The following is an 18,138-nucleotide window of genomic DNA, read 5'->3' on the forward strand; positions in this document are numbered from 1 at the left end:
GGCCGCGCACGACGTTCGACCAAGAGCCGCGGATCGGTCCCGCGGATGGGACGACGCCTCCGCCTGAACATCGACCGGAACCGGCAGCAGCGCCTCGCGGGGTGTCGCATGTTCCGCGGCGCCGCGGAACACCATGATCATCAGTGACGTCCTGATCGCCGATGTCGGAGGCCTCGACGGTGTCGGTGGCGCCCCGCCGTCCTGCGGGTCTCTGACCAGGGGGAACGGGAACTGTCGGTGGTCGATGCGAGCCTGCCCGTGTCCGCTGATCGATCACGCCCCTGGCCCGGTGACCACCATGACCGAACAACACCCACTTCCCCACCAACCCCCGACACCCTCCCCGCCCCCGGCCCGACACCCGGCCTGGATCCCATGCCGCCAGGCCTGGACGCTCAGACCGCGCCACTGGCTGAGCTGGAGGCCGCGATCTGCGGGTGGGCGGGCCGGCTCGCCGCCGCGACCTGCGGTTGGCTGGTTCTGGTCGCTGCCTTCGACCAACGCGGCGGCTGGTCGGGGGTCGGGCTGCGCTCGTGCGCGCACTGGCTGTCCTGGCGCTGCGGGATCGGACTACGTGCCGCCCGCGAACACCTCGCCACCGCCCGCGCCCTCGAACACCTCCCCGCGGTGCGGGCGGCGTTCGCCGACGGCATGATCTCCTACTCGAAGGTCCGGGCGATCANNCGGATCGCCGACCCCGCCACCGAGCGTCTCTGGCTCGAGCACGCCCTGCACTGCACCGCGGGCCAGCTCGAACGCCTCGCCCGCAGCCTCCGCCAGGCCACCGCCGACCCAAACGACCGCACCCGAACACAGGCCGCCCGGCGGGTCACCTGGCGCACCGACGACGACGGCATGCTCCACCTCCACCACCCCTCAACCCCGGAGCCCAGCCCACCACGGACCTCACCCAGACCACCCGGCACGTGGCCCCCGACGCGATCACCACCCGCGACGGCGGCCCGTTCCACCTCACCGAATCGGTCCGCGCACTCCTACACGACCACGCCGCCTGAACCACTCGGGATGATGCCGAGGGTGCGGGCGACCACCGACAGGGTCGGGCAGGGATACGCATCGAGGCAGGTGGCGCAGCGCCCGTCGACGTCGTGATGCAGCCCGGTGAGTTCGCGGGCGCCGCTGGTCCAGGGCAGGACGCGAGCCGGGCTCCACTGGGCGATGTGCTCGGCGACCGCGGGCGCGACCCGGGTCATGCCCGCGACCTGCCGGGCGTTCCAGATCGACGCCCCGGGAACGTCGCGAGCGGTCTGTTCGAGCTGATCCAGACGGGCGAGAATTCGGGTGCGCAGATCCGTCACGACAACGATCCTGCCGGGGGCCGACGCCTGGGAGGCTCGATCTCCAGCACGTCGGTGGGATCCGTCAGCCCGGGCGGCTGGCGGCCTTCCGCACTGCCGGCGGTGACCACGCCCCGCACAGGACCGCGGGGTCGGGGGCGTACAGACGACCTGGGTGTCAAGTTCGCCGGCGACCGCTGATATTCGGCGCCGGCCTGGCCGCCGGCAGGCCCGGGCCTGCCGGCAGCTGGTGACGGGGCGGTTGCAAGATCGATAATATTGGTGACATGATGCTGTCTCTAACTTTCTCCATCGAAATCGAGGAAATTTATGGATCTTGGCTTAGACGGTGGCCCCAGGTGACCGGCCCGGCGGCCGAGACGACGGCCATCCCGGTGATCACATCGGGCGCGGAGGCGATCGCCGCGGCGCGGCGCTACGCCGAGTCGATCGCCGACACGGTGATCGAACGGGACCGTTCGGCGGCCGTGCCGGTGGCGGCCCTGGCGGCGCTGGACGCCAGCGGCCTGCTCGGCATCACGGTGCCGGCCGAGCACGGCGGCGCGGAGGTGCCACCGGGGACCCTCGCCGAGGTCATCCGCACGATCGCCGCGGTCGATCCGGCCATCGCGCAGGTTCCCCAGGGGCACTTCCTGTTCGTCGACGTGCTGACGGTCTGGGGAACGGTGCCGCAACAGCGGCGGCTGTTCGCGGAGATCCTCGCCGGTGCCCGGTTCGGCAGCGGACTGGCCGAGCGCGGCGGTCGACACGCACAGGAACTCGGCACCAGGCTCCGTCCGGACGGCGCCGGGCTGCGGCTCGACGGGACGAAGTACTACAGCACCGGCTCGATCACCGCGCGGTGGATCGGCGTGAGCGCGCTCGACGAGGCTGACCGCCTGGTGCTGGCGTTCGTCGAGCGCGACGCCCCCGGCGTCTCGGTGGACGACGACTGGGACGTCATGGGGCAGCGCGCCACGGTGAGTGGCACGACGACCCTGCGGGCCGTGTTGGTCGACCCCGCGCTGGTCGTCCCCTACCACCGTGCCTTCGAGGTTCCCCAGCAGTTGGGGGCTCGGGCCCAGCTGGTGCACGCCGCGATCCAGGTCGGGATCGCCGGCGGTGCGCTGCGGGACGCCGGTGAGTTCGTCCGTACCCGGGCCCGGCCGTTCTTCGAGGCCGCGCGTGGCGGCTGGGCCGAATCAGCCGCGCAGGACCCCCACACGATTCTGCGTTACGGCCGGCTGGCCACCCGGGTCCGGGCCGCGGAGGAACTGCTGCGGTGGGCCGCCGACCGGTTGCACGAGATCGGAAGATCCCCGCGGGACGCGCGGCAGGCAGCCGACGGTTCGCTCGCGGTGGCCCAGGCGAAGGCGTTCGCCAGCGAGGTCGCCGCCGAGGTGGCCAGCGATCTGTTCGCGCTGTCCGGCGCCAGCGCCGCCGACGAACGCCATGACCTGAGCCGGCACTGGCGCAACGCCCGCACCCACGCCAGCCACGACCCGGTGGACTGGAAGTACCACCACGTCGGGAACTTCCTCCTCAACGACGTGCCGCCCCCCAACCACGGCCAGCTCTGAAGACGGTGAGTCAGCTGTCCCGCTGACGCTCGGCCACCATGCCGACCTCGCCCGCGTCGATAGCCTGGTGGGCATGACGACGAGCGGCCCGCCGCGCGTCCGTGTCGCTCAGGTCGCCGACACGGAGCAGATCGCGCGGCTGCTCCGGGCGTTCAACGCGGAGTACGACGAGCCGGCGCCCGAACAGGGCTGGCTCGCGGACCGGGTCGCGCTCCTGCTCGGGCAGGGCGCGACGGCGGTGCTGCTCGTCGAGGCGTCCACGACCTGGGATGACACGGCCCGGGACGACGTGGCCCGGGACGACGCGGCCGGGTTCGCCCTGGCCCGGTTCCGGCCCTCGCTGTGGGACGACGCCGACGAGTGCTACCTGGCCGAGCTGTACATCCGGCCCGAGCTGCGGGGACGCGGGCTGGGTCGGATCCTGCTCACGGCGACGATGGAGCACGCGAGCCGGCGTGGGGCGACGTACATGGACCTGACGACGACCAACGCCGACGTCGCCGCGGTCGCGCTGTACGAGAGTGTCGGCTTCGACCGGCACGAACGCCGCGGCCCGGGCACGGACTCGTACTACTTCGAAATAGACCTGCCCGGCCCCGACCACCGAGCCGGCGACGCGTAATCAACTCTGTTCCAGAACGGTGCATATGCCGTCCGCGATAAGGTGGAAGTCCCGGAAAACAGGCTGCCGTGAAGTCGGGGCGGCGCGGAGCCGGGGCGGCATGCAGTCGGGACGGCGGTCGACATCGACGTTTGTCCCGCGGTGGGCGTCGATTGATTCTGGCGCCGGGTCGGGCCATCACCAGGCGGATCGAAAAACAGGGAACGAGGAGCGCGGAATGACGAGGACGTCGGCGCCGGCGCCGAACAAGGGAACCATCACCGACCTGGAGGCCGCGGTCAGGCAGGAACGCCTCGGGCGGGTGGCGATTCACATCGACGAACTGCCGCCGATCCCCGGGCTCACCATCACGGACCATCTCGTTCCCGGTTCCGAGGACGACGTGAAGGTCCGGGTGCGTGTCTACCGCCCCGAAGGCCGGCCGTCCCCGTTGCCGCTGGTCGTGTACATGCACGGGGGCGCCTTCGTGCTCGGCAGCCTCGACATGGTTCACGAGGGCGTCGCGCACCTGGCTCTCGGTACCGGGGCGGTGATCGTGTCGGTCGGGTACCGGCTCGCTCCCGAGCACCCTTTCCCCGCCGGTCTCAACGACTCCTACAGCGCCCTGGAGTGGGCCGCGGCGCATGCCGAGGAGCTGGGCGCCGACCCGGCCCGGATCGGCCTGGCCGGGGTCAGCGCGGGGGCGACCCTGGCGTTGGGGGTGGCGCTGCTCACCCGTGACCGGGGCGGGCCGGCGGTGCGTTTCCAGAGCGTGGTCATGCCCACCACGGACGACCGGCTGGACACGCCCTCCATGCGGGACGCCGTCGACACCCCGGTCTGGAACCGCCCGCTCGCCGTCCAGTGCTGGCGGCTCTACCTCGGCGAGGGCGTGGCCGAGGCGGACCGTTACGCGGCTCCCAACCGGGCCGAGGACCTCACCGGGCTGCCCCCGACCTACCTCGCCGTGGGCGGCGAGGACCCGCTGCGCGACGAGGGGATTCTCTTCGCGCTGCGGCTCATGCAGGCTGGGGTGCCGGTCGATCTGCACGCCTACGCGGGCGCGGCGCACGGTTTCCGCGACCTGGACCTCGACACCGCGCGCCGGGCCCAGGAGGAGCAGGTCTGGGCGCTGCGGCACGGCCTCGCCGCCGACTGACGGGACCTTGTCAGGGCCGGTGTGGCGCCCGACCCACGGGTCGGGCGCCACACCGGCCACGGCGACGCGGTCGCGGTCAGGCGATGCCGGTCGACTCCACCGGGGCACCCGGAGCCGTGCCGTTCGGGACCGGTGCGTTCGGGACCGCCGTGCCGGGCGCCGGGATGCTCGGTGCGGGCACCGTGACGTGCGGGTACGCCCGTATCGCCACGGACCGCGGGCGGGCGCCGCTGAAGCGCCGGACCGCGGGCATCTCGACGTAGTTGTGCAGTACCCAGGCCAGGAACAGCGAGACCACGAACGTCAGCAGGATCAGCCCGAGGCCGTCCACGACCGACCGGGAGGGGTCGGGCTTGGCCCAGTGGGTCGCCCGGCCGATGACCAGCCAGTGGATCATGTAGAAGGCGAAGGAGAGATTACCGAACCAGACCAGCACCGGGTGACGTACCCACGAGCGCTTCTTCTCGACGTCGGCCAGGGCGAGCTCGGCGAGCAGCGGGGCGGTCCACAGGGTCGCGACCCCGCTGACCCCGAACAGGTAGGGCACCGCGAACGTCGACACGAGGTAGCCCGCGACGGAGAACCCCACCGCGGCCGGCAGGCCGATCGGGCGCCAGCGGCCGGCGAGCACGAGCTTCGCGAGCAGCACGCCGAGGACGAACTCCAGTCCCCGGACCGGCGGGAAGAACCAGATGAACCAGATCTGGTTGTAGGAGTAGTCGTCGCCGCCGAACCCGATCAGCCGCGGCTGATCGGAGATCACGTAGTACGAGAAGAAGGTCGCCCCGATGATCAGCGCGGCCACGACGCCGGTGCTGAGCCAGAGCCGCTCGTCCCGGATCCGGTTGATGGCCGCCAGCAGGAACGGGAACGAGAGGTAGAAGAAGAGCTCGGCGGACAGCGACCAGGAGACGCCGTTCAGCGACACCACCCGGGCGACGTCCGGTACCCAGGTCTGGACCAGGAACAGGTTGGGCAGCCAGTGGTCCAGCGGGACGGACTGCGAGCTGGAGAGCACGATGACCAGGGCCAGGGCGTAGGTCACCAGGTGGTTCGGGAAGACCTTGACGACGCGCCGGCGCCAGAAGCCCACCACGGTGTCGTTCGCGCTCGCCGTCCAGGCGAGGACGAAGCCGCTCAGCGCGAAGAAGAGGCCCAGCCCCCATGTTCCGCCGCGGTCGATGATGTCGGAGATGGTGTCACCGGTGTCGCCGCCGATGTAATGGTTCTCCCACTGGGCGTGGAAGAGGAAGACCAGCAGCGCGGCCGGAGCCCGGATGCCGGTCAGTGAGGGCAGTACAGGCACCGAAGGGGTGTGACGCATGCGCGTATCACGTGCCTTTCACGGCCCGGCGGAGCGGCGTCGAGGAAGTCCCCTGAAACTGGCTCGACGCCACCCGCGGGCGTCCGGGTAGCTGATGGGGAGCTCAGCATTGTGTCGACTTCTAAAAGCCGGCTAATCCCGTGATTTCTCCGGGGGGCTGCAGGGGTGGCCGGGAGTCAGTCCGGGTAGTGGCAGGCGACCTGGTGATCGGGGGTGACCGGGCGCAGGGCGGGTCGCTCCGCCGCGCACCGGGACTGGGCCCGCGGGCAGCGGGTGCGGAACCGGCAGCCGCTCGGCGGTCGCAGCGGGGAGGGGAGCTCGCCGGGCTCCGGCCCGTCGGTCTCCTCCACCGGGCCGTCGAGCGAGGGGACGGCCGCGAGCAGCATGCGGGTGTAGGGGTGCCGGGGCCGGGCGTAGAGGTCGTCGGCCGGGGCCAGCTCGCAGATCCGGCCCAGGTACATGACCCCGACCCGGTCGCTGACCTGCCTGACCACCGCGAGGTCGTGCGCGATGAACAGCAGGCTGAGCCGGCGCTCGGCCCGGGTGTCCTCCAGCAGGTTGAGGATCTGGGCCTGCACCGAGACGTCGAGCGCCGACACCGGCTCGTCGCAGACGAGCAGCGAGGGGGAGAGCACGAGGGCGCGCGCGAGCGCGACCCGTTGGCACTGGCCGCCGGACAGCTCGGCGGGCCGGCGCCGGGCGACGGCCGCCGGGTCGAGGCCGACGGAGGACAGGGCCTCCTCGACCAGCCGGTCCCAGGGGCGCGGGACCCGGTGGACCGCCAGGCCCTCGGCGACGATCTCGCCGACGGTGCGGCGGGGGCTCAGCGAGGACGCCGGGTCCTGGAAGATCATCTGTAGGTGCGGGCGGACCTGGCGCAGTCGCCGGGCCGACAGCCCGGTCAGCTCCTGCCCGTCGAACTCGACCTGCCCGGCGCTCGGGCGGCGCAGCATCAGCACGGCCCGCGCGGTCGACGACTTGCCGCAGCCGGACTCCCCGACGAGCCCGAGGGTCTCCCCGCGCCGCACGTCGAAGCTGACCCCGCTCACGGCCCGCACGGTTCCCCGGCCCGGCGCGCGGTACTCCACCATGAGGTCACGGACCCGCAGCAGGACGTCCGGTTCGGTCACGACGACTCCTGCGGGATGTCCGGCCCGGGCGGCGGGCTGTCGAGGGGGTCGAGGGGGTGGAAACAGGCGACCGCGCGGTGCCCCCCGGGGTCTGCGGACCCCGGGTCCGGACCCGCGGACCCGAGGTCGGGGTCCTCCCGCCGGCAGCGGGCCTGAGCCCGGGGGCAGCGCGGCGCGAACCGGCAGCCGGGGCGGGGGTCCACGGCCGCGGCGGGCCGGCCGGGGATCGTGGCCAGCCGGCTGTGGCCCGGCCGGTCCAGGCGGGGGATCGAGGCGAGCAGCGCGGCGGTGTACGGGTGGCGCGGGCCGCGGATGACCGCCCGGGTCGGCCCGGTCTCCACGACCCGTCCGGCGTACATGACCAGGAGCCGTTCGGTCCGGCCGGCGACCAGCGCGAGGTCGTGGGTGATGAGGACCAGTCCCATGCCCGCGCCGCGCCGCAGGCCGGCGAGCAGGTCGAGGATCTGGCGCTGGACGGTGACGTCCAGGGCGGTGGTCGGCTCGTCGGCGAGCAGCACCCGCGGTCCGCAGGCGATGGCGAGCGCGATGCAGGCCCGCTGGCGCATCCCGCCGGACAGCTCGTGCGGGTAGCTGCGGGCCCGCCGGGCCGGGTCGGGTATGCCGACCCGGCGGAGCAGGTCGACGGCCTGCTCACGGGCCCGGCGGCGGTCCAGCCCGCGGCGCAGCCGCAGCGTCTCGGTGAGTTGCCGCCCGATCCGGGTCACCGGGTTCAGGGACGTCGCCGAGTCCTGGAACACCATCGCGATGCCGGAGCCGAGCACCTCCCGCAGCTCCGCGGGACCGGCGGTGAGCAGGTCACGGCCGGCGAAGGACACCGAGCCGGTCGTGTGGGCGCTCGGCGGGGCCAGGCCCATCAGCGTGCGGGCCAGCATCGACTTGCCCGAGCCGGACTCGCCCACGATCCCGAGGGCCTCCCCGGGGGCGAGGGTGAAGGAGACCCCGTCGACGGCGCGCAGCCGGCCGGCCGGCGTCGGCAGCGTGGTGGTGACGTCCCGGGCGGTCAGCAGTGTCATCGCAGCCCCGAGACGCCGGTGTCGAAGCGGCGGCGGGCCCGGTCCCCGACGGTCGTGAACGCGGCCACCGTCAGGAACACGCAGGTGGCGGGGACGAACACCAGGAACGGCTCGCCCTGCAGGTACGGTCGGCCATCGTTGATCATCCCGCCCCAGCTCGGGGTCGGCGGGGGCACGCCCAGGCCCAGGAAGCTCAGCGACGCCTCGGCCACGACCGCGAACGCCAGGTACACGAAGGCGAACGGCGCGACCCGCAGGACGACCTCCGGTAGCAGGTCGCGGCGCAGGATGCGCAGCGGTCCCGCGCCCAGTGCCCGCGCCGCCTCGACGTGCGGGCGGTCGACGAACGCCAGCGTGCTCGCGCGGGCCAGCCGGGCGAAGCTCGGCATCCCCACGAGCGCGAGGCCGAGGACGACGGTGCCGGTGCCGCGCCGTCCGACGGAGGCGACCGCCAGCAGCAGCACCAGGGCGGGCACCGCGAGCAGGGCGTCGAGGACCAGGCTGATCGCGGTGTCCAGCCAGCGCCGGAAGAAGCCGGCGGCGAGCCCGGCCATCAGCCCGGCGGCCATCGCCAGTGCGGTCGATCCCACCCCGACGATCAGCGACTCCCGCGCGCCGTGGACCACCCGGGACGCCACACTGCGGCCGATGGCGTCGGTGCCCAGAAACTCCGCGGCCCAGCCGGGCGGCGTCCGCGCGTCGAGGCCGGGGACGATCGCCCCGTACGGGCGCAGCGGCAGCACGTCGGCGAGCGCCGCGGCGGCCACGACGAGGGCGATCCAGGCGAGGGCGAGCACGAGGGAGACGTCCCGGCGGGAGCCGGCCGGTCCGACCGCCCCCGGGCCGGCGCCGGCCGTGGCCGCACCGGTGACGCCCGCACCGGTGAGGTCCGCACCAATGACACCCGCACCGGTGAGGTCCGCGCTGGTGTCGGTCATGCGGGCCGCACCCGGACCCGCGGGTCGAGCAGGCCGTAGAGCACGTCGGTGACCGCGGTGGCCACGCAGTACACGACCGCCATGAACATCACGACGCCCTGGACCACCGGCACGTCCTTCGCGACGACGCTGGTGACGACGAGCTGGCCGATCCCGGGCAGCGCGAAGAGGACCTCCACGACCACCGCCCCGCTGATCAGCTGCCCGACACTGAGGCCGGTCAGGGTGACCAGGGAGAACGACGAGGGCCGCAGCGCGTGCCGGAACAGGATGCGGCGGACGGGCAGCCCCCGGGAGCGGGCGGTGAGGATGAAGTCCTCCTGGAGGGTGGCGATCATGTCCGCGCGAAGCATCCGCGAGTAGGTGGGCACCAGGGCGAGGGCCAGCGTGGTCACCGGCAGGACGGCGTGCCGCAGGTTCTCGCCCAGGCTGTCCGCGGGCGCCACCCAGCCGGTGGCGGGCAGCCCGCCGACCTGCAGCGCGAGCAGGTAGACCAGGAACAGCGCCAGCACGAACGGCGGGGTCGAGATCAGCGCGGAGGAGGCCATCGACCAGGAGCGGTCCGCCCAACCGTCCGCCCGGTGCGCGGTGAGCACCCCGACCGGCACCGAGATGACCAGCGCCACGGCGAGGGCGAGCAGCACCAGCTCGCCGGTCACCTGCATCCGCTGCCCCACCGAGGTGAGGACGGGCTCGCCGGTCAGGTACGAGGTGCCGAAGTCGCCGCGCACCACCCCGCTCATCCAGTGCCAGTAACGGGTGGCGAACGGGTCGTCGAGGTGCAGTGCCCGGTGGACGGCGGAGATCTGGTCGGCGCTGGCCTGATCGCCCAGCAGGGCGAAGGCCGGGTCGCCGGGGGTCAGTTCGAGCAGCAGCGAGACCCCCAGGCCGACCAGGAGCAGCACCGCGGCGGCCCGCAGCAGTCTCGGCACGACCAGCTGGACGGCCGTGCCGCCGCGGCGCTGACTCATCCGATCACCCAGCCCCGGTCAGCTTGGTGATGTCGAGCACGCCGTCGTTGATGATCGGGAGCTTGCCCTCGCCGAAGACCTTGGACGAGTGCAGGTACTGCCCCGGCAGGCGGTACAGCGGGCCGGCCAGCGGCAGCTGTTCGGCGATGATCCGCTGCGCGGTCTCGTAGGCCCGAACCCGGTCGGCGGTGTCCCGGGACTGCTGCCCCTCCCGCAGCGCGGCGTCGAGGGCCGGGTCGGAGAACTTGCCGTAGTTGCTCGAGCCGCCGGTGCCCAGGTTCAGGGCCAGCTGCGGGTAGGGGTCCACGAACCGGGGGGTGCCGGTGAGCGTGGCCTGGAAGCCGCCCTGGAGCACGGGCAGCGTCTGGGCCATCGCGTCGACCTTCACGCTGACGTTCCGGAAGCCGCCGAGGCTGGACTGGATCCATTCGGCGACGTTGCTGAAGTTCAGCGGCGAGATGATGGTGAACTGCACCGGCTTGCCCGCGGCGGCGAGCTCGTCGAACAGGGCCTGGGCCTTCGCCCGGTCCGGGCGGGGCAGCGGCACGTCGCTGTGCAGCGGCGAGTCGTCGCGCAGGAAGCTGGACGGCACGGCGGCGGTCCCGTCGAACAGGGCCTTGTTCAGTGCCTGCGCGTCGAGGGCGTAGGAGACCGCCCGGCGGGCCCGGATGTCGTCGAAGGGGGCCTTGGTGACGTTGAACAGCAGGTTGAGCCCGCCGTCGCTGAACGCCTTCTCGGTGACCAGCCCGGCCGCGGCCGCGGTGATGCCGGTACGCAGGTTCGCGGAGAAGGCGATGTCGGCGCCCCCCGCGAGCAGGGTGTTGTAACGCTGCGTCTCGTCCGGGACGGACTTGACGACGATCGTGTCGTAGTGCGCCTGGACCGACGAGGCCGGGTTGCGGACCAGCGTCAGGTGGTCGTTGCGCAGCCACTCCTTGACGGTGAACGACCCGGCGCCGACCGGCGCGGTCTTGAACCCGTCGCCCTGGGCGCGCAGCGCGGTGGGGGAGCCGATGAAGGTCAGCGGGGTCTGCGCGACCAGCCGGGGGAACTGGCCGTCGGCCTCCTTCAGCGTGATCCGCAGGGTCGTCGGGTCCACGACGGTGAACGACCCGATCCGCTGCGCGATCTTGGCGCTGGGCGACTTGCGGGCCGGATCGGCCAGCAGGGTCCAGTTGTCCCGGACCGCGGCGGCGTCCAGCGGGGTGCCGTCGCTGAACTTCAGACCGTCCCGCAGCCGCAGCGTCCAGGTCAGCGAGTCGTCGGAGTCGAGGGACCTCGCCAGGCGGTAGTCCAGCTCGGCGGCCGGGGTGATCGCGACCAGGGCGTCGTAGACGGCGAGGCGCTCGATCGCCCCGGAGATCATCTGTAGCCCGAAGCCGCTGTCGGTGGACAGGTCGAGTGGTTCGGCGGGCCACAGGACGGTGAGGGTCCCGCCGCTCTGTGCGGCCGGCGCGGTCCCGTCGGCGGCCGTGGAACCGCCGCAGGCGGCGACCGTGCTGACCGCCAGCGCGGCCAGCGCGGCGGCCGCCGCGGTCCGCAACCGCCGGGCGGACCAGAACGATCGGAGGGGTCTTGGCGGGCGTCCGCGTCTCATGGCTCAACTGCTCCGGGTGCTCAAGGTGATCGTGGGTGATCTGTGGGGTGGGTGGGGCGGGCGCCCCGGCGGGCCGGGGCTCGGCGGGCCGGGGCTCGACGCGGGCCGGGGCTGAGCGGGCCGGGGCTCAGTCGGCTCGCGGGAGGCGCCACTGGTCGGCGAGCAGCTCGTAGGAGCGCAGCCGGTCGGCCTGGGCGAAGGTCGTGGTCGTGACCAGCAGTTCGTCGGCGTCGAAGCGGTCGCGCAGCTCGCGCAGCCCGGCGGCGACGTGTTCCGCCGTCCCGACCAGCCGGCTCCGTCCCAGGTCGGCGACCAGCTCGCGGTCCGCCGGCTCCCACGGGAAGGCGGACGTCTCCTCGGGCGAGGGGAACACGGTCGGCTCGCCGACGCGGTTGGCCAGGCTCCACTGGTCGTGGCCGACGGCCGCCCGCCGGGCGGACTCGTCGTCGGGTCCGACGACCACGTCCGCCGTGACGATCACGTAGGGGCGGGCCAGGCTCTCCGACGCGCGGAACGCCTTCCGGTAGGCCGCGACGGAGTCCGCCGTGGTGGACGGGCTCGCGTGGTAGTTCGTCGCGTAGGGCAGGCCCAGCTGGCCGGCGACCTCCGCGCTCTCACCGGCGGTGCGGCCGAGAACCCAGACCGCCACCTCGGCCCGGTGGCCGGGGACGGCGTGGACCCGCAGGTCACCGGCGCGGCGGGTGCCGTCGAGCAGGGCCACCACCTCGGTCACCTGGTCGAGGTAGTCGGGGCTGTTGAGCGGGTTGAGCGGCAGCAGCAGCCGGTGCAGGGCGAACAGGTCCGAGCCGCGCAGCCGGGGGTACGGCGCGGGCGGCTCGTCCGGCTCGACGGGGGCCGGTCCGGCCGGGACGTCCGGTCCGGCCGGGGTGTCGCCGGTGGTCTCCGTGTGGCCGGCGGCGGGTGCCGGGGGATGCCAGCCGGCGCGGCCCAGGCCCAGGTCCAGCCGGCCCGGGTGGAGCGTGTCGAGCAGGCCCCACTCCTCCGCTACGGACAGCGCGGTGCGATGGCCCAGCTGCAACGAGCCGGAGCCGACCCGGACGCGGGTGGTGGCGTCGGCCACCAGGGCGGTCAGCAGGGTCGAGGAGAGCCCGGCTGTGCTCGGGTTCACATGGTGCTCGGTGACCCAGTACCGGTGGTAGCCGAGCCGGTCGATGTGCCGGGCCAGGCCGATGCTGTTGCGCAGCGCGTCCGCGACGCTCTCGCCCGCACTGATCGGGACGAGGTCGAGCACGCCCAGTGGTACGTCGCTCGCGGGCCGGGGTCGGGGGGACGTACCAGTCACGGGAGTCAACCTCGCTACAGAAGGATGAACTGGTCAGTGCAGTAGAACTTATCCTCTAAACCCATCGTCTTAGTGGTAAATGCCGAGGTTGAAGGGCTGAGGCGGCCCCGCGGCCCGGCCTGTCCCCAACCTGTCGGGACGGTCGGCTCGCCGGTGTCGTCCGCGTAGGCTGGGCCGGTGCGCAGTGTGAGGACCGCCGGCTCGGCTGGAGCCGCGGGCTCGGCTGGAGCTGTCGGCACCCGGGGCAGGATCGACAAGCGGCAGGCGATCCTGGACGCCGCCTTCGCCGTCTTCGCCCGCGAGGGCTATCCGCAGGCGAGCATCGACATGATCGCCTCCGAGGCCGGCGTGGCGAAGCCGACGATCTACAACCATCTCGGCGGCAAGGAGAACCTGTTCCGGCACTCGATGGCGGCCGCCGCGGACCGGACCACGGCCAAGACCCTCGCCGTCGTCAGCCGGCTCACCGTCGACGTGGCCGACCTGCCCGTCGCGTTCACCGACGTCGGCCGCGCGCTGCTGGAGTGCTACTGCGCCGCGGACTCCTGGGCGCTGCGCCGCCTGCTGCACGCCGAGATCGTCCGGTTCCCGGACCTGTTCGACATGATCGGCGCCAACGGGCCGAACCAGGTGGGGGAGGCGTTCGCGGACCGGCTGGCCCGGCTCGCGCTCGCCGGCCGGCTGCGGCTGGCCGACCCGGTCGAGGCGGCCGAACAGTACCTGGCGCTGCTCACCGGCCCGGTCGCGCACCGTTCCGCGCTGGGTACCCGCCCGTTCGACGACACCCAGATCCAGCACACCGCGCGGGCCGCGACCGCGACCTTCCTGCGCGCGTTCGCCGCCACGGATCCGGCGGCGCGGGCCCCGGCGAGCGAGTAGCGACTCACCGGGCCGCGGGCAGGGCCGGTGGCGAGGTCGTCGGCGGTGTCGGCGGGACCGACGGCGGCGCGGTCACCGGGAGGCGGGGCAGCACCTCGGCGGCGAACCGCTCCCGGGAGCGCCGGCTGACCCGAGGGTCGAGATACCCGAAGGCGAAGCTGGCGATGACGTAGGTGATGCCCGTCTCGGCCAGGGCCAGGAACTGCTCGAGCACCTCCGCCGCGGACCCGGTGATGAGGACCTCGCGGGCCTTCTCCTCCATCGCGGGATCGGGCCGCTCGGGCGCGGGAGCGGCGCCCGCCACCGGACCCGTCCCCTCCGTCAGCGCGGCCGAGGTCTGCAACTGGCGGGCGATCTCCCGGACGACCGCCGCCCGGCCCTCCTCGTCGCCCAGGTACACGAACCGGTTGACCTGGAACTCCCGCCCGGCCGGCAGCCCGCCGGCCTCCTCGATCCAGCGTCGGCGCTCCACGACCTGCGGGAACGTCGTGCCGGCGGGCAGCATGAAGTGGAAGCCCCGGTCCGCGGCGAAGCGCAGCGACTCCGGGCTGGTGGCCGACGTCCAGATCGGCGGGTGGGGTCGCTGGGTCGGGCGGGGCAGCAGGGTGACCGGCGTGTCGATCCGGTGGAAGCGGCCCGCGAACCGCTCGTCGGGGGCGGTGAACAGCTGCTGGAGGAGGTCGACCGCCTCGGTGAAGGCGGCCCGGCTGTCCGCCGGGTCCCGGCCGAACCCGTGGAACTCGTGCGGCTGGTACCCGCGGCCGATGCCGACGTCGAGCCGGCCACCGGACAGCGCGTCCAGGGTGAGCAGGTCGGCGGCCAGCCGCACCGGATCCCAGAAGGGCAGCACCAGGATCGACGTGCCCAGCCGGAGCGTGGGCGCGACGACCGCCGCCTGGGCCAGCAGGAGCAGCGGCGACGAGGTCAGGCTGTAGGTGGAGAAGTGGTGCTCGGTGACCCAGATGCCGGCGAAGCCCGCCGCCTGCGCCCACCGGGCGTCGTGCAGGAAGTCGGCGTAGAGGGCCCGGGCGGTCGGGGCGTCGCCCGCCGGGGCCATGTTCAGATATCCCAGTCCGACGCGCATGCCGCGATCGTCCCGGCGGAGTCTGACCGCCGGCTTGTCCCGCGCTAAAGCGCACGGTGGACGGCGCCCGCCCCTCGAAGGGGCCGGGCGCGGTAAGCCGGGCTTTAGAAACCGCCCGCACGCTTGATCCCGGATGACAGGACGGCCGACCCCGCCGTTCTCGGGCAGGACACGTCGTCGGGAGAGGTAAGTCGATGGTGGAGACGGTCGGCGACACGCGGCTCGGCATCAGCATTCCGGAACAGCACGATCCCCGCGGCCCCGCGCGGCGGCTCGCCGCGCTGTTCGACCCCGGGACCTTCATTCCCGCTCCGGGGGGCGTGGTGTCGCGGGTCCTGGTCGGGCGGGGCACCCTCGGCACCGTCCCGGCGATCGCGTTCTGCACGGACGGCACCAGCATGGGCGGCGCGCTCGGCGGCGCCGGCGCGCGCCAGATCGCCGCGGCGATCGACCAGGCCCGGCGGGACGGCGTTCCGGTGGTCGGGCTCTGGCACTCCGGCGGGGCCAGCCTGGGGGAGGGCGTCGAGGCCCTGGACGGCATCGGGCAGATCTTCGCCGCCACCGTGCGGGCCTCCGGCCGGATACCACAGATCTCGGTGGTGCTGGGGCCGGCGGCCGGGGGCGCCGCCTACGGCCCGGCGCTCACCGACGTGGTGATCATGGCGCCGGCGGGGCGGGTCTTCGTCACCGGCCCGGACGTCGTGCGCAGCGTGACGGGTGAGCAGATCGACATGGAGGGCCTCGGTGGAGCGCAGGCCCACGGCAGCCGTTCCGGTGTCGTGCACGTGCTGGCCGACTCCGAGCACGACGCGTTCGCCCGGGCCCGCCGACTCGTCCCACTGCTCGCCGGCACCGATCATCCCGCCCCGGTGGACCGCCCCGTCCCCGACGGCGCGGCGGACGGCGCCGATCCCGGGGCGCTCCTGCCGGACCGGCGGCGGCGCGCCTACGACGTCCGCCCCCTGGTGCACGCGCTGCTCGACGCCGACCCGGACGATCCGGGCCGCGGTTCCTTCCAGGAGCTCCAGGCGCGGTGGGCGGCCAACGTCGTCGTCGGGCTGGGTCGCCTGCACGGCCGGCGCATCGGGGTGATCGCCAACAACCCGCTGCGCAAGGGCGGCTGCCTGGACTCGCTGAGCGCGGAGAAGGCGGCCCGCTTCGTGCGGATGTGCGACGCGTTCGGGATCCCGCTGCTGGTCGTCGTCGACGTGCCGGGCTACCTGCCGGGCGTCCGCCAGGAATGGGAGGGGGTGGTCCGCCGCGGCGCCAAGCTGCTCTACGCCTTCGCCGAGGCCACCGTGCCCCGGGTGACGCTGGTGACCAGGAAGTCGTTCGGCGGCGCCTACATCGCCATGAACTCCCGCTCGCTCGGGGCCACCGCCGTCTTCGCCTGGCCCGACGCCGAACTGGCGGTGATGGGGGCCGAGGCCGCCGTCGGCATCCTGCACCGCCGGGAGCTCGCCGCGGTCGACCCGGCCGACCGCCCGGAGCGGCTGCGCGCGCTCGCCGCCGAGCACCAGCGGACGGCGGGTGGCGCGCGGCGCGCCGTCGAACTCGGCCTGATCGACGCGGTCATCGAGCCCGCGGACACCCGCCGCCGCGTCGCCGCCGCGATCTCCGAGGCCGCGATCTCCGGGGCGGCCCGCACGGCGCCGGCGGGGCGGGTCCCGCACGGGAACATCCCGCTGTGACGGCTGAGGGGGGAGGGCTGCGCCGGGCGTGGGGCCGGGTGGCGCGCGCGGTCGCCGCCGAATGGGAGGCCATCGGGGTGACCGGGGCGTTCCTCGCCTCCGGCTGGTGGGTCGGCCCGCCCGACAGCCTGTCCGGCCCGGCGCCCGGCCCGCCGCCACCCGCGGCCGGGCCCGGCGACATCCATGGCGACATCCACGACGGCACCCATGGCCGGTGGCCGTCCACCGGTGGCTTTAGCGCTGATTAACCTGGGTTACCCATGATCATGGCCCGCGTGGCGTGAGGGCCGCGCCTGGACGTCAGGGGACAGGTCATGAGCAGCAACCAAGCGGTCGTGGCGACTCCGCCCGCCTTTCCCATGGACCGTGGATGTCCCTACCACCCGCCGGCCGGGTACGCGCGGCTCCAGCAGGACGGGCCGATCACCCGGGCGACGCTGTTCGACGGCCGGGAGGTGTGGGTGGTCACCGGCTACGAGGAGGCCCGCCGGCTGCTCGTCGACCCGCGGCTGTCCTCGGACCGTTCCCGGCCCGACTTCCCGGTGCTGGTGCCGCGGATGGCCGCGGCCAAGCTCGTCGCGCTCGTCGGGATGGACCCGCCGGAGCACGACATCCAGCGCCGGATGCTGATCGGCAACTTCACCGTGCGGCGGGCGAACGCGCTGCGGCCGGACATCGAACGGATCGTCGGCGGGCGCGTCGACGCCCTGCTCGCGCACGAGCCGGGCGAGGTCGTCGACCTCGTGCCCGAGTTCGCGCTGCCGATCCCGTCCACCGTGATCTGCGAGCTGCTCGGTGTGCCCTACGGCGACCACGAGTTCTTCGAGGAGCAGACCCGGCGGATGGTGATCGCGACCAGCACGGCGGCCGAGGCCGCGGCCGCGTCGCGGGCCCTGGTCGACTACTTCGACGAGCTGATCGCCGCGAAGCGGGAGCGGCCCGGGGAGGGGCTGCTCGACGAGCTGATCGCCGAGCGGCTCGGCACCGGCCAGATCGGGCAGGACGATCTCGCGTCGATGGCGATGTTCCTGCTCGTCGCCGGGCACGAGACGACCGCGAACATGCTCGGGCTGAGCGTGCTGGCGTTGCTGGAGCACCCGGACCAGCGGGCCCGGCTGGTCGAGGACCCGGCCGGGCGGGCCGCCGGCGCCACCGAGGAGCTGCTGCGCTTCCTGTCGGTGGCCGACGAGATCCAGCGGATCGCCGCCGCCGACATCGAGGTCGCCGGGGTCGTCATCCGGGCCGGTGACGGGGTGTACCTGCCGACGGCGGCGGCGAACCGGACCGCGTCGACGTTCCCCGACCCCGACGTCCTCGACATCGGCCGGGTCCCGCGGGGACATCTGGCCTTCGGCTACGGCATCCACCAGTGCATCGGGCAGAACCTGGCCCGGGTGGAGCTGGAGATCGGCCTGCGCGAGCTGTTCGGCCGTATCCCGACGCTGCGGCTGGCCGAGCCGGTCGAGGCGCTCGGGGCGAAGCCCGGCGGCTCGGTGCAGGGCGTCTACCGGCTGCCCGTCGTCTGGTAGCCCCTGATCGGGACGGCTGT

The 18,138-nt window shown here is 73.6% G+C and carries 16 protein-coding genes and 1 pseudogene; 8 read left to right on the plus strand and 9 right to left on the minus strand.

Annotated features, from left to right (window positions below; genetic code table 11):
• Positions 1–298 precede the first annotated feature (298 nt).
• Positions 299–867, plus strand: a pseudogene (locus B056_RS36645) (DUF222 domain-containing protein); the annotation flags it as partial.
• A gap of 128 nt (positions 868–995) precedes the next feature.
• On the opposite strand, the gene B056_RS0115460 reads toward B056_RS36645, so the two are convergent.
• A complete protein-coding gene (locus B056_RS0115460) occupies positions 996–1,319 on the minus strand; it encodes a DUF6221 family protein (protein ID WP_018502775.1) in 324 nt (107 codons plus the stop codon).
• Positions 1,320–1,657: 338 nt separating this feature from the next.
• Here B056_RS0115460 and B056_RS0115465 point away from each other — a divergent pair, with 338 nt between their 5' ends.
• From B056_RS0115465 to B056_RS0115475, 3 genes are all read left to right on the plus strand, one after another.
• Positions 1,658–2,878 carry an SfnB family sulfur acquisition oxidoreductase gene (locus B056_RS0115465; RefSeq protein ID WP_018502776.1) on the plus strand — a complete coding sequence of 407 codons (1,221 nt, stop codon included), beginning with the start codon at positions 1,658–1,660 and terminating at the stop codon, positions 2,876–2,878.
• 73 nt (positions 2,879–2,951) lie between these two features.
• A complete protein-coding gene (locus B056_RS36650; RefSeq protein ID WP_018502777.1) occupies positions 2,952–3,500 on the plus strand; it encodes a GNAT family N-acetyltransferase in 549 nt (182 codons plus the stop codon).
• A 217-nt stretch (positions 3,501–3,717) separates the two neighbouring features.
• Positions 3,718–4,638, plus strand: a complete 921-nt coding sequence (locus B056_RS0115475; protein ID WP_018502778.1) for an alpha/beta hydrolase — start codon at positions 3,718–3,720, stop codon at positions 4,636–4,638.
• Positions 4,639–4,714: 76 nt separating this feature from the next.
• On the opposite strand, the gene B056_RS0115480 is transcribed toward B056_RS0115475, so the two are convergent.
• From B056_RS0115480 to B056_RS0115515, 7 genes are all read right to left on the minus strand, one after another.
• Positions 4,715–5,944 carry an acyltransferase family protein gene (locus B056_RS0115480; protein ID WP_018502779.1) on the minus strand — a complete coding sequence of 410 codons (1,230 nt, stop codon included), beginning with the start codon at positions 5,942–5,944 and terminating at the stop codon, positions 4,715–4,717.
• A gap of 194 nt (positions 5,945–6,138) precedes the next feature.
• Positions 6,139–7,092 (minus strand): ABC transporter ATP-binding protein, encoded by a 954-nt coding sequence (locus tag B056_RS0115485; protein ID WP_018502780.1) that lies wholly within the window; start codon positions 7,090–7,092, stop codon positions 6,139–6,141.
• Positions 7,089–8,126: an ABC transporter ATP-binding protein gene (locus B056_RS0115490; protein WP_018502781.1), complete on the minus strand. Its 1,038-nt coding sequence runs from the start codon at positions 8,124–8,126 to the stop codon at positions 7,089–7,091. The genes B056_RS0115485 and B056_RS0115490 overlap by 4 nt, the downstream gene beginning before the upstream one ends.
• Complete coding sequence (locus B056_RS0115495; RefSeq protein ID WP_018502782.1) at positions 8,123–9,064, minus strand: ABC transporter permease; 942 nt, start codon at positions 9,062–9,064, stop codon at positions 8,123–8,125. Before B056_RS0115495 ends, B056_RS0115490 begins: the two co-directional genes overlap by 4 nt.
• A complete protein-coding gene (locus B056_RS0115500; protein WP_018502783.1) occupies positions 9,061–10,035 on the minus strand; it encodes an ABC transporter permease in 975 nt (324 codons plus the stop codon). The genes B056_RS0115495 and B056_RS0115500 overlap by 4 nt, the downstream gene beginning before the upstream one ends.
• Before the next feature lie 4 nt (positions 10,036–10,039).
• The gene (locus B056_RS0115505) at positions 10,040–11,578 is read right to left on the minus strand and encodes an ABC transporter substrate-binding protein (protein ID WP_018502784.1); all 1,539 of its coding nucleotides are present in this window, start codon (positions 11,576–11,578) and stop codon (positions 10,040–10,042) included.
• A gap of 181 nt (positions 11,579–11,759) precedes the next feature.
• Positions 11,760–12,935, minus strand: a complete 1,176-nt coding sequence (locus B056_RS0115515; RefSeq protein ID WP_026239744.1) for an LLM class flavin-dependent oxidoreductase — start codon at positions 12,933–12,935, stop codon at positions 11,760–11,762.
• A gap of 177 nt (positions 12,936–13,112) precedes the next feature.
• On the opposite strand from B056_RS0115515, the gene B056_RS0115520 reads away from it, so the two are divergent.
• Positions 13,113–13,814, plus strand: a complete 702-nt coding sequence (locus B056_RS0115520) for a TetR/AcrR family transcriptional regulator (protein WP_020572516.1) — start codon at positions 13,113–13,115, stop codon at positions 13,812–13,814.
• A gap of 4 nt (positions 13,815–13,818) precedes the next feature.
• Here B056_RS0115520 and B056_RS0115525 read toward each other — a convergent pair whose 3' ends face one another.
• Positions 13,819–14,898, minus strand: coding sequence for an LLM class flavin-dependent oxidoreductase (locus tag B056_RS0115525; protein ID WP_018502788.1), 1,080 nt, complete (start codon positions 14,896–14,898; stop codon positions 13,819–13,821).
• Between the two features lie 194 nt (positions 14,899–15,092).
• Here B056_RS0115525 and B056_RS0115530 point away from each other — a divergent pair, with 194 nt between their 5' ends.
• From B056_RS0115530 to B056_RS0115540, 3 genes are all read left to right on the plus strand, one after another.
• Positions 15,093–16,589, plus strand: a complete 1,497-nt coding sequence (locus B056_RS0115530; protein WP_018502789.1) for an acyl-CoA carboxylase subunit beta — start codon at positions 15,093–15,095, stop codon at positions 16,587–16,589.
• Positions 16,586–16,837 carry a hypothetical protein gene (locus B056_RS0115535; RefSeq protein WP_154677053.1) on the plus strand — a complete coding sequence of 84 codons (252 nt, stop codon included), beginning with the start codon at positions 16,586–16,588 and terminating at the stop codon, positions 16,835–16,837. The genes B056_RS0115530 and B056_RS0115535 overlap by 4 nt, the downstream gene beginning before the upstream one ends.
• A gap of 66 nt (positions 16,838–16,903) precedes the next feature.
• Entirely contained in the window at positions 16,904–18,118 is a 1,215-nt protein-coding gene (locus tag B056_RS0115540; protein ID WP_026239745.1) for a cytochrome P450, read from the plus strand.
• Positions 18,119–18,138 lie beyond the last annotated feature (20 nt).

It is taken from the genome of Parafrankia discariae (assembly GCF_000373365.1).
Classification (GTDB): Bacteria; Actinomycetota; Actinomycetes; order Frankiales; family Frankiaceae; genus Parafrankia; species Parafrankia discariae.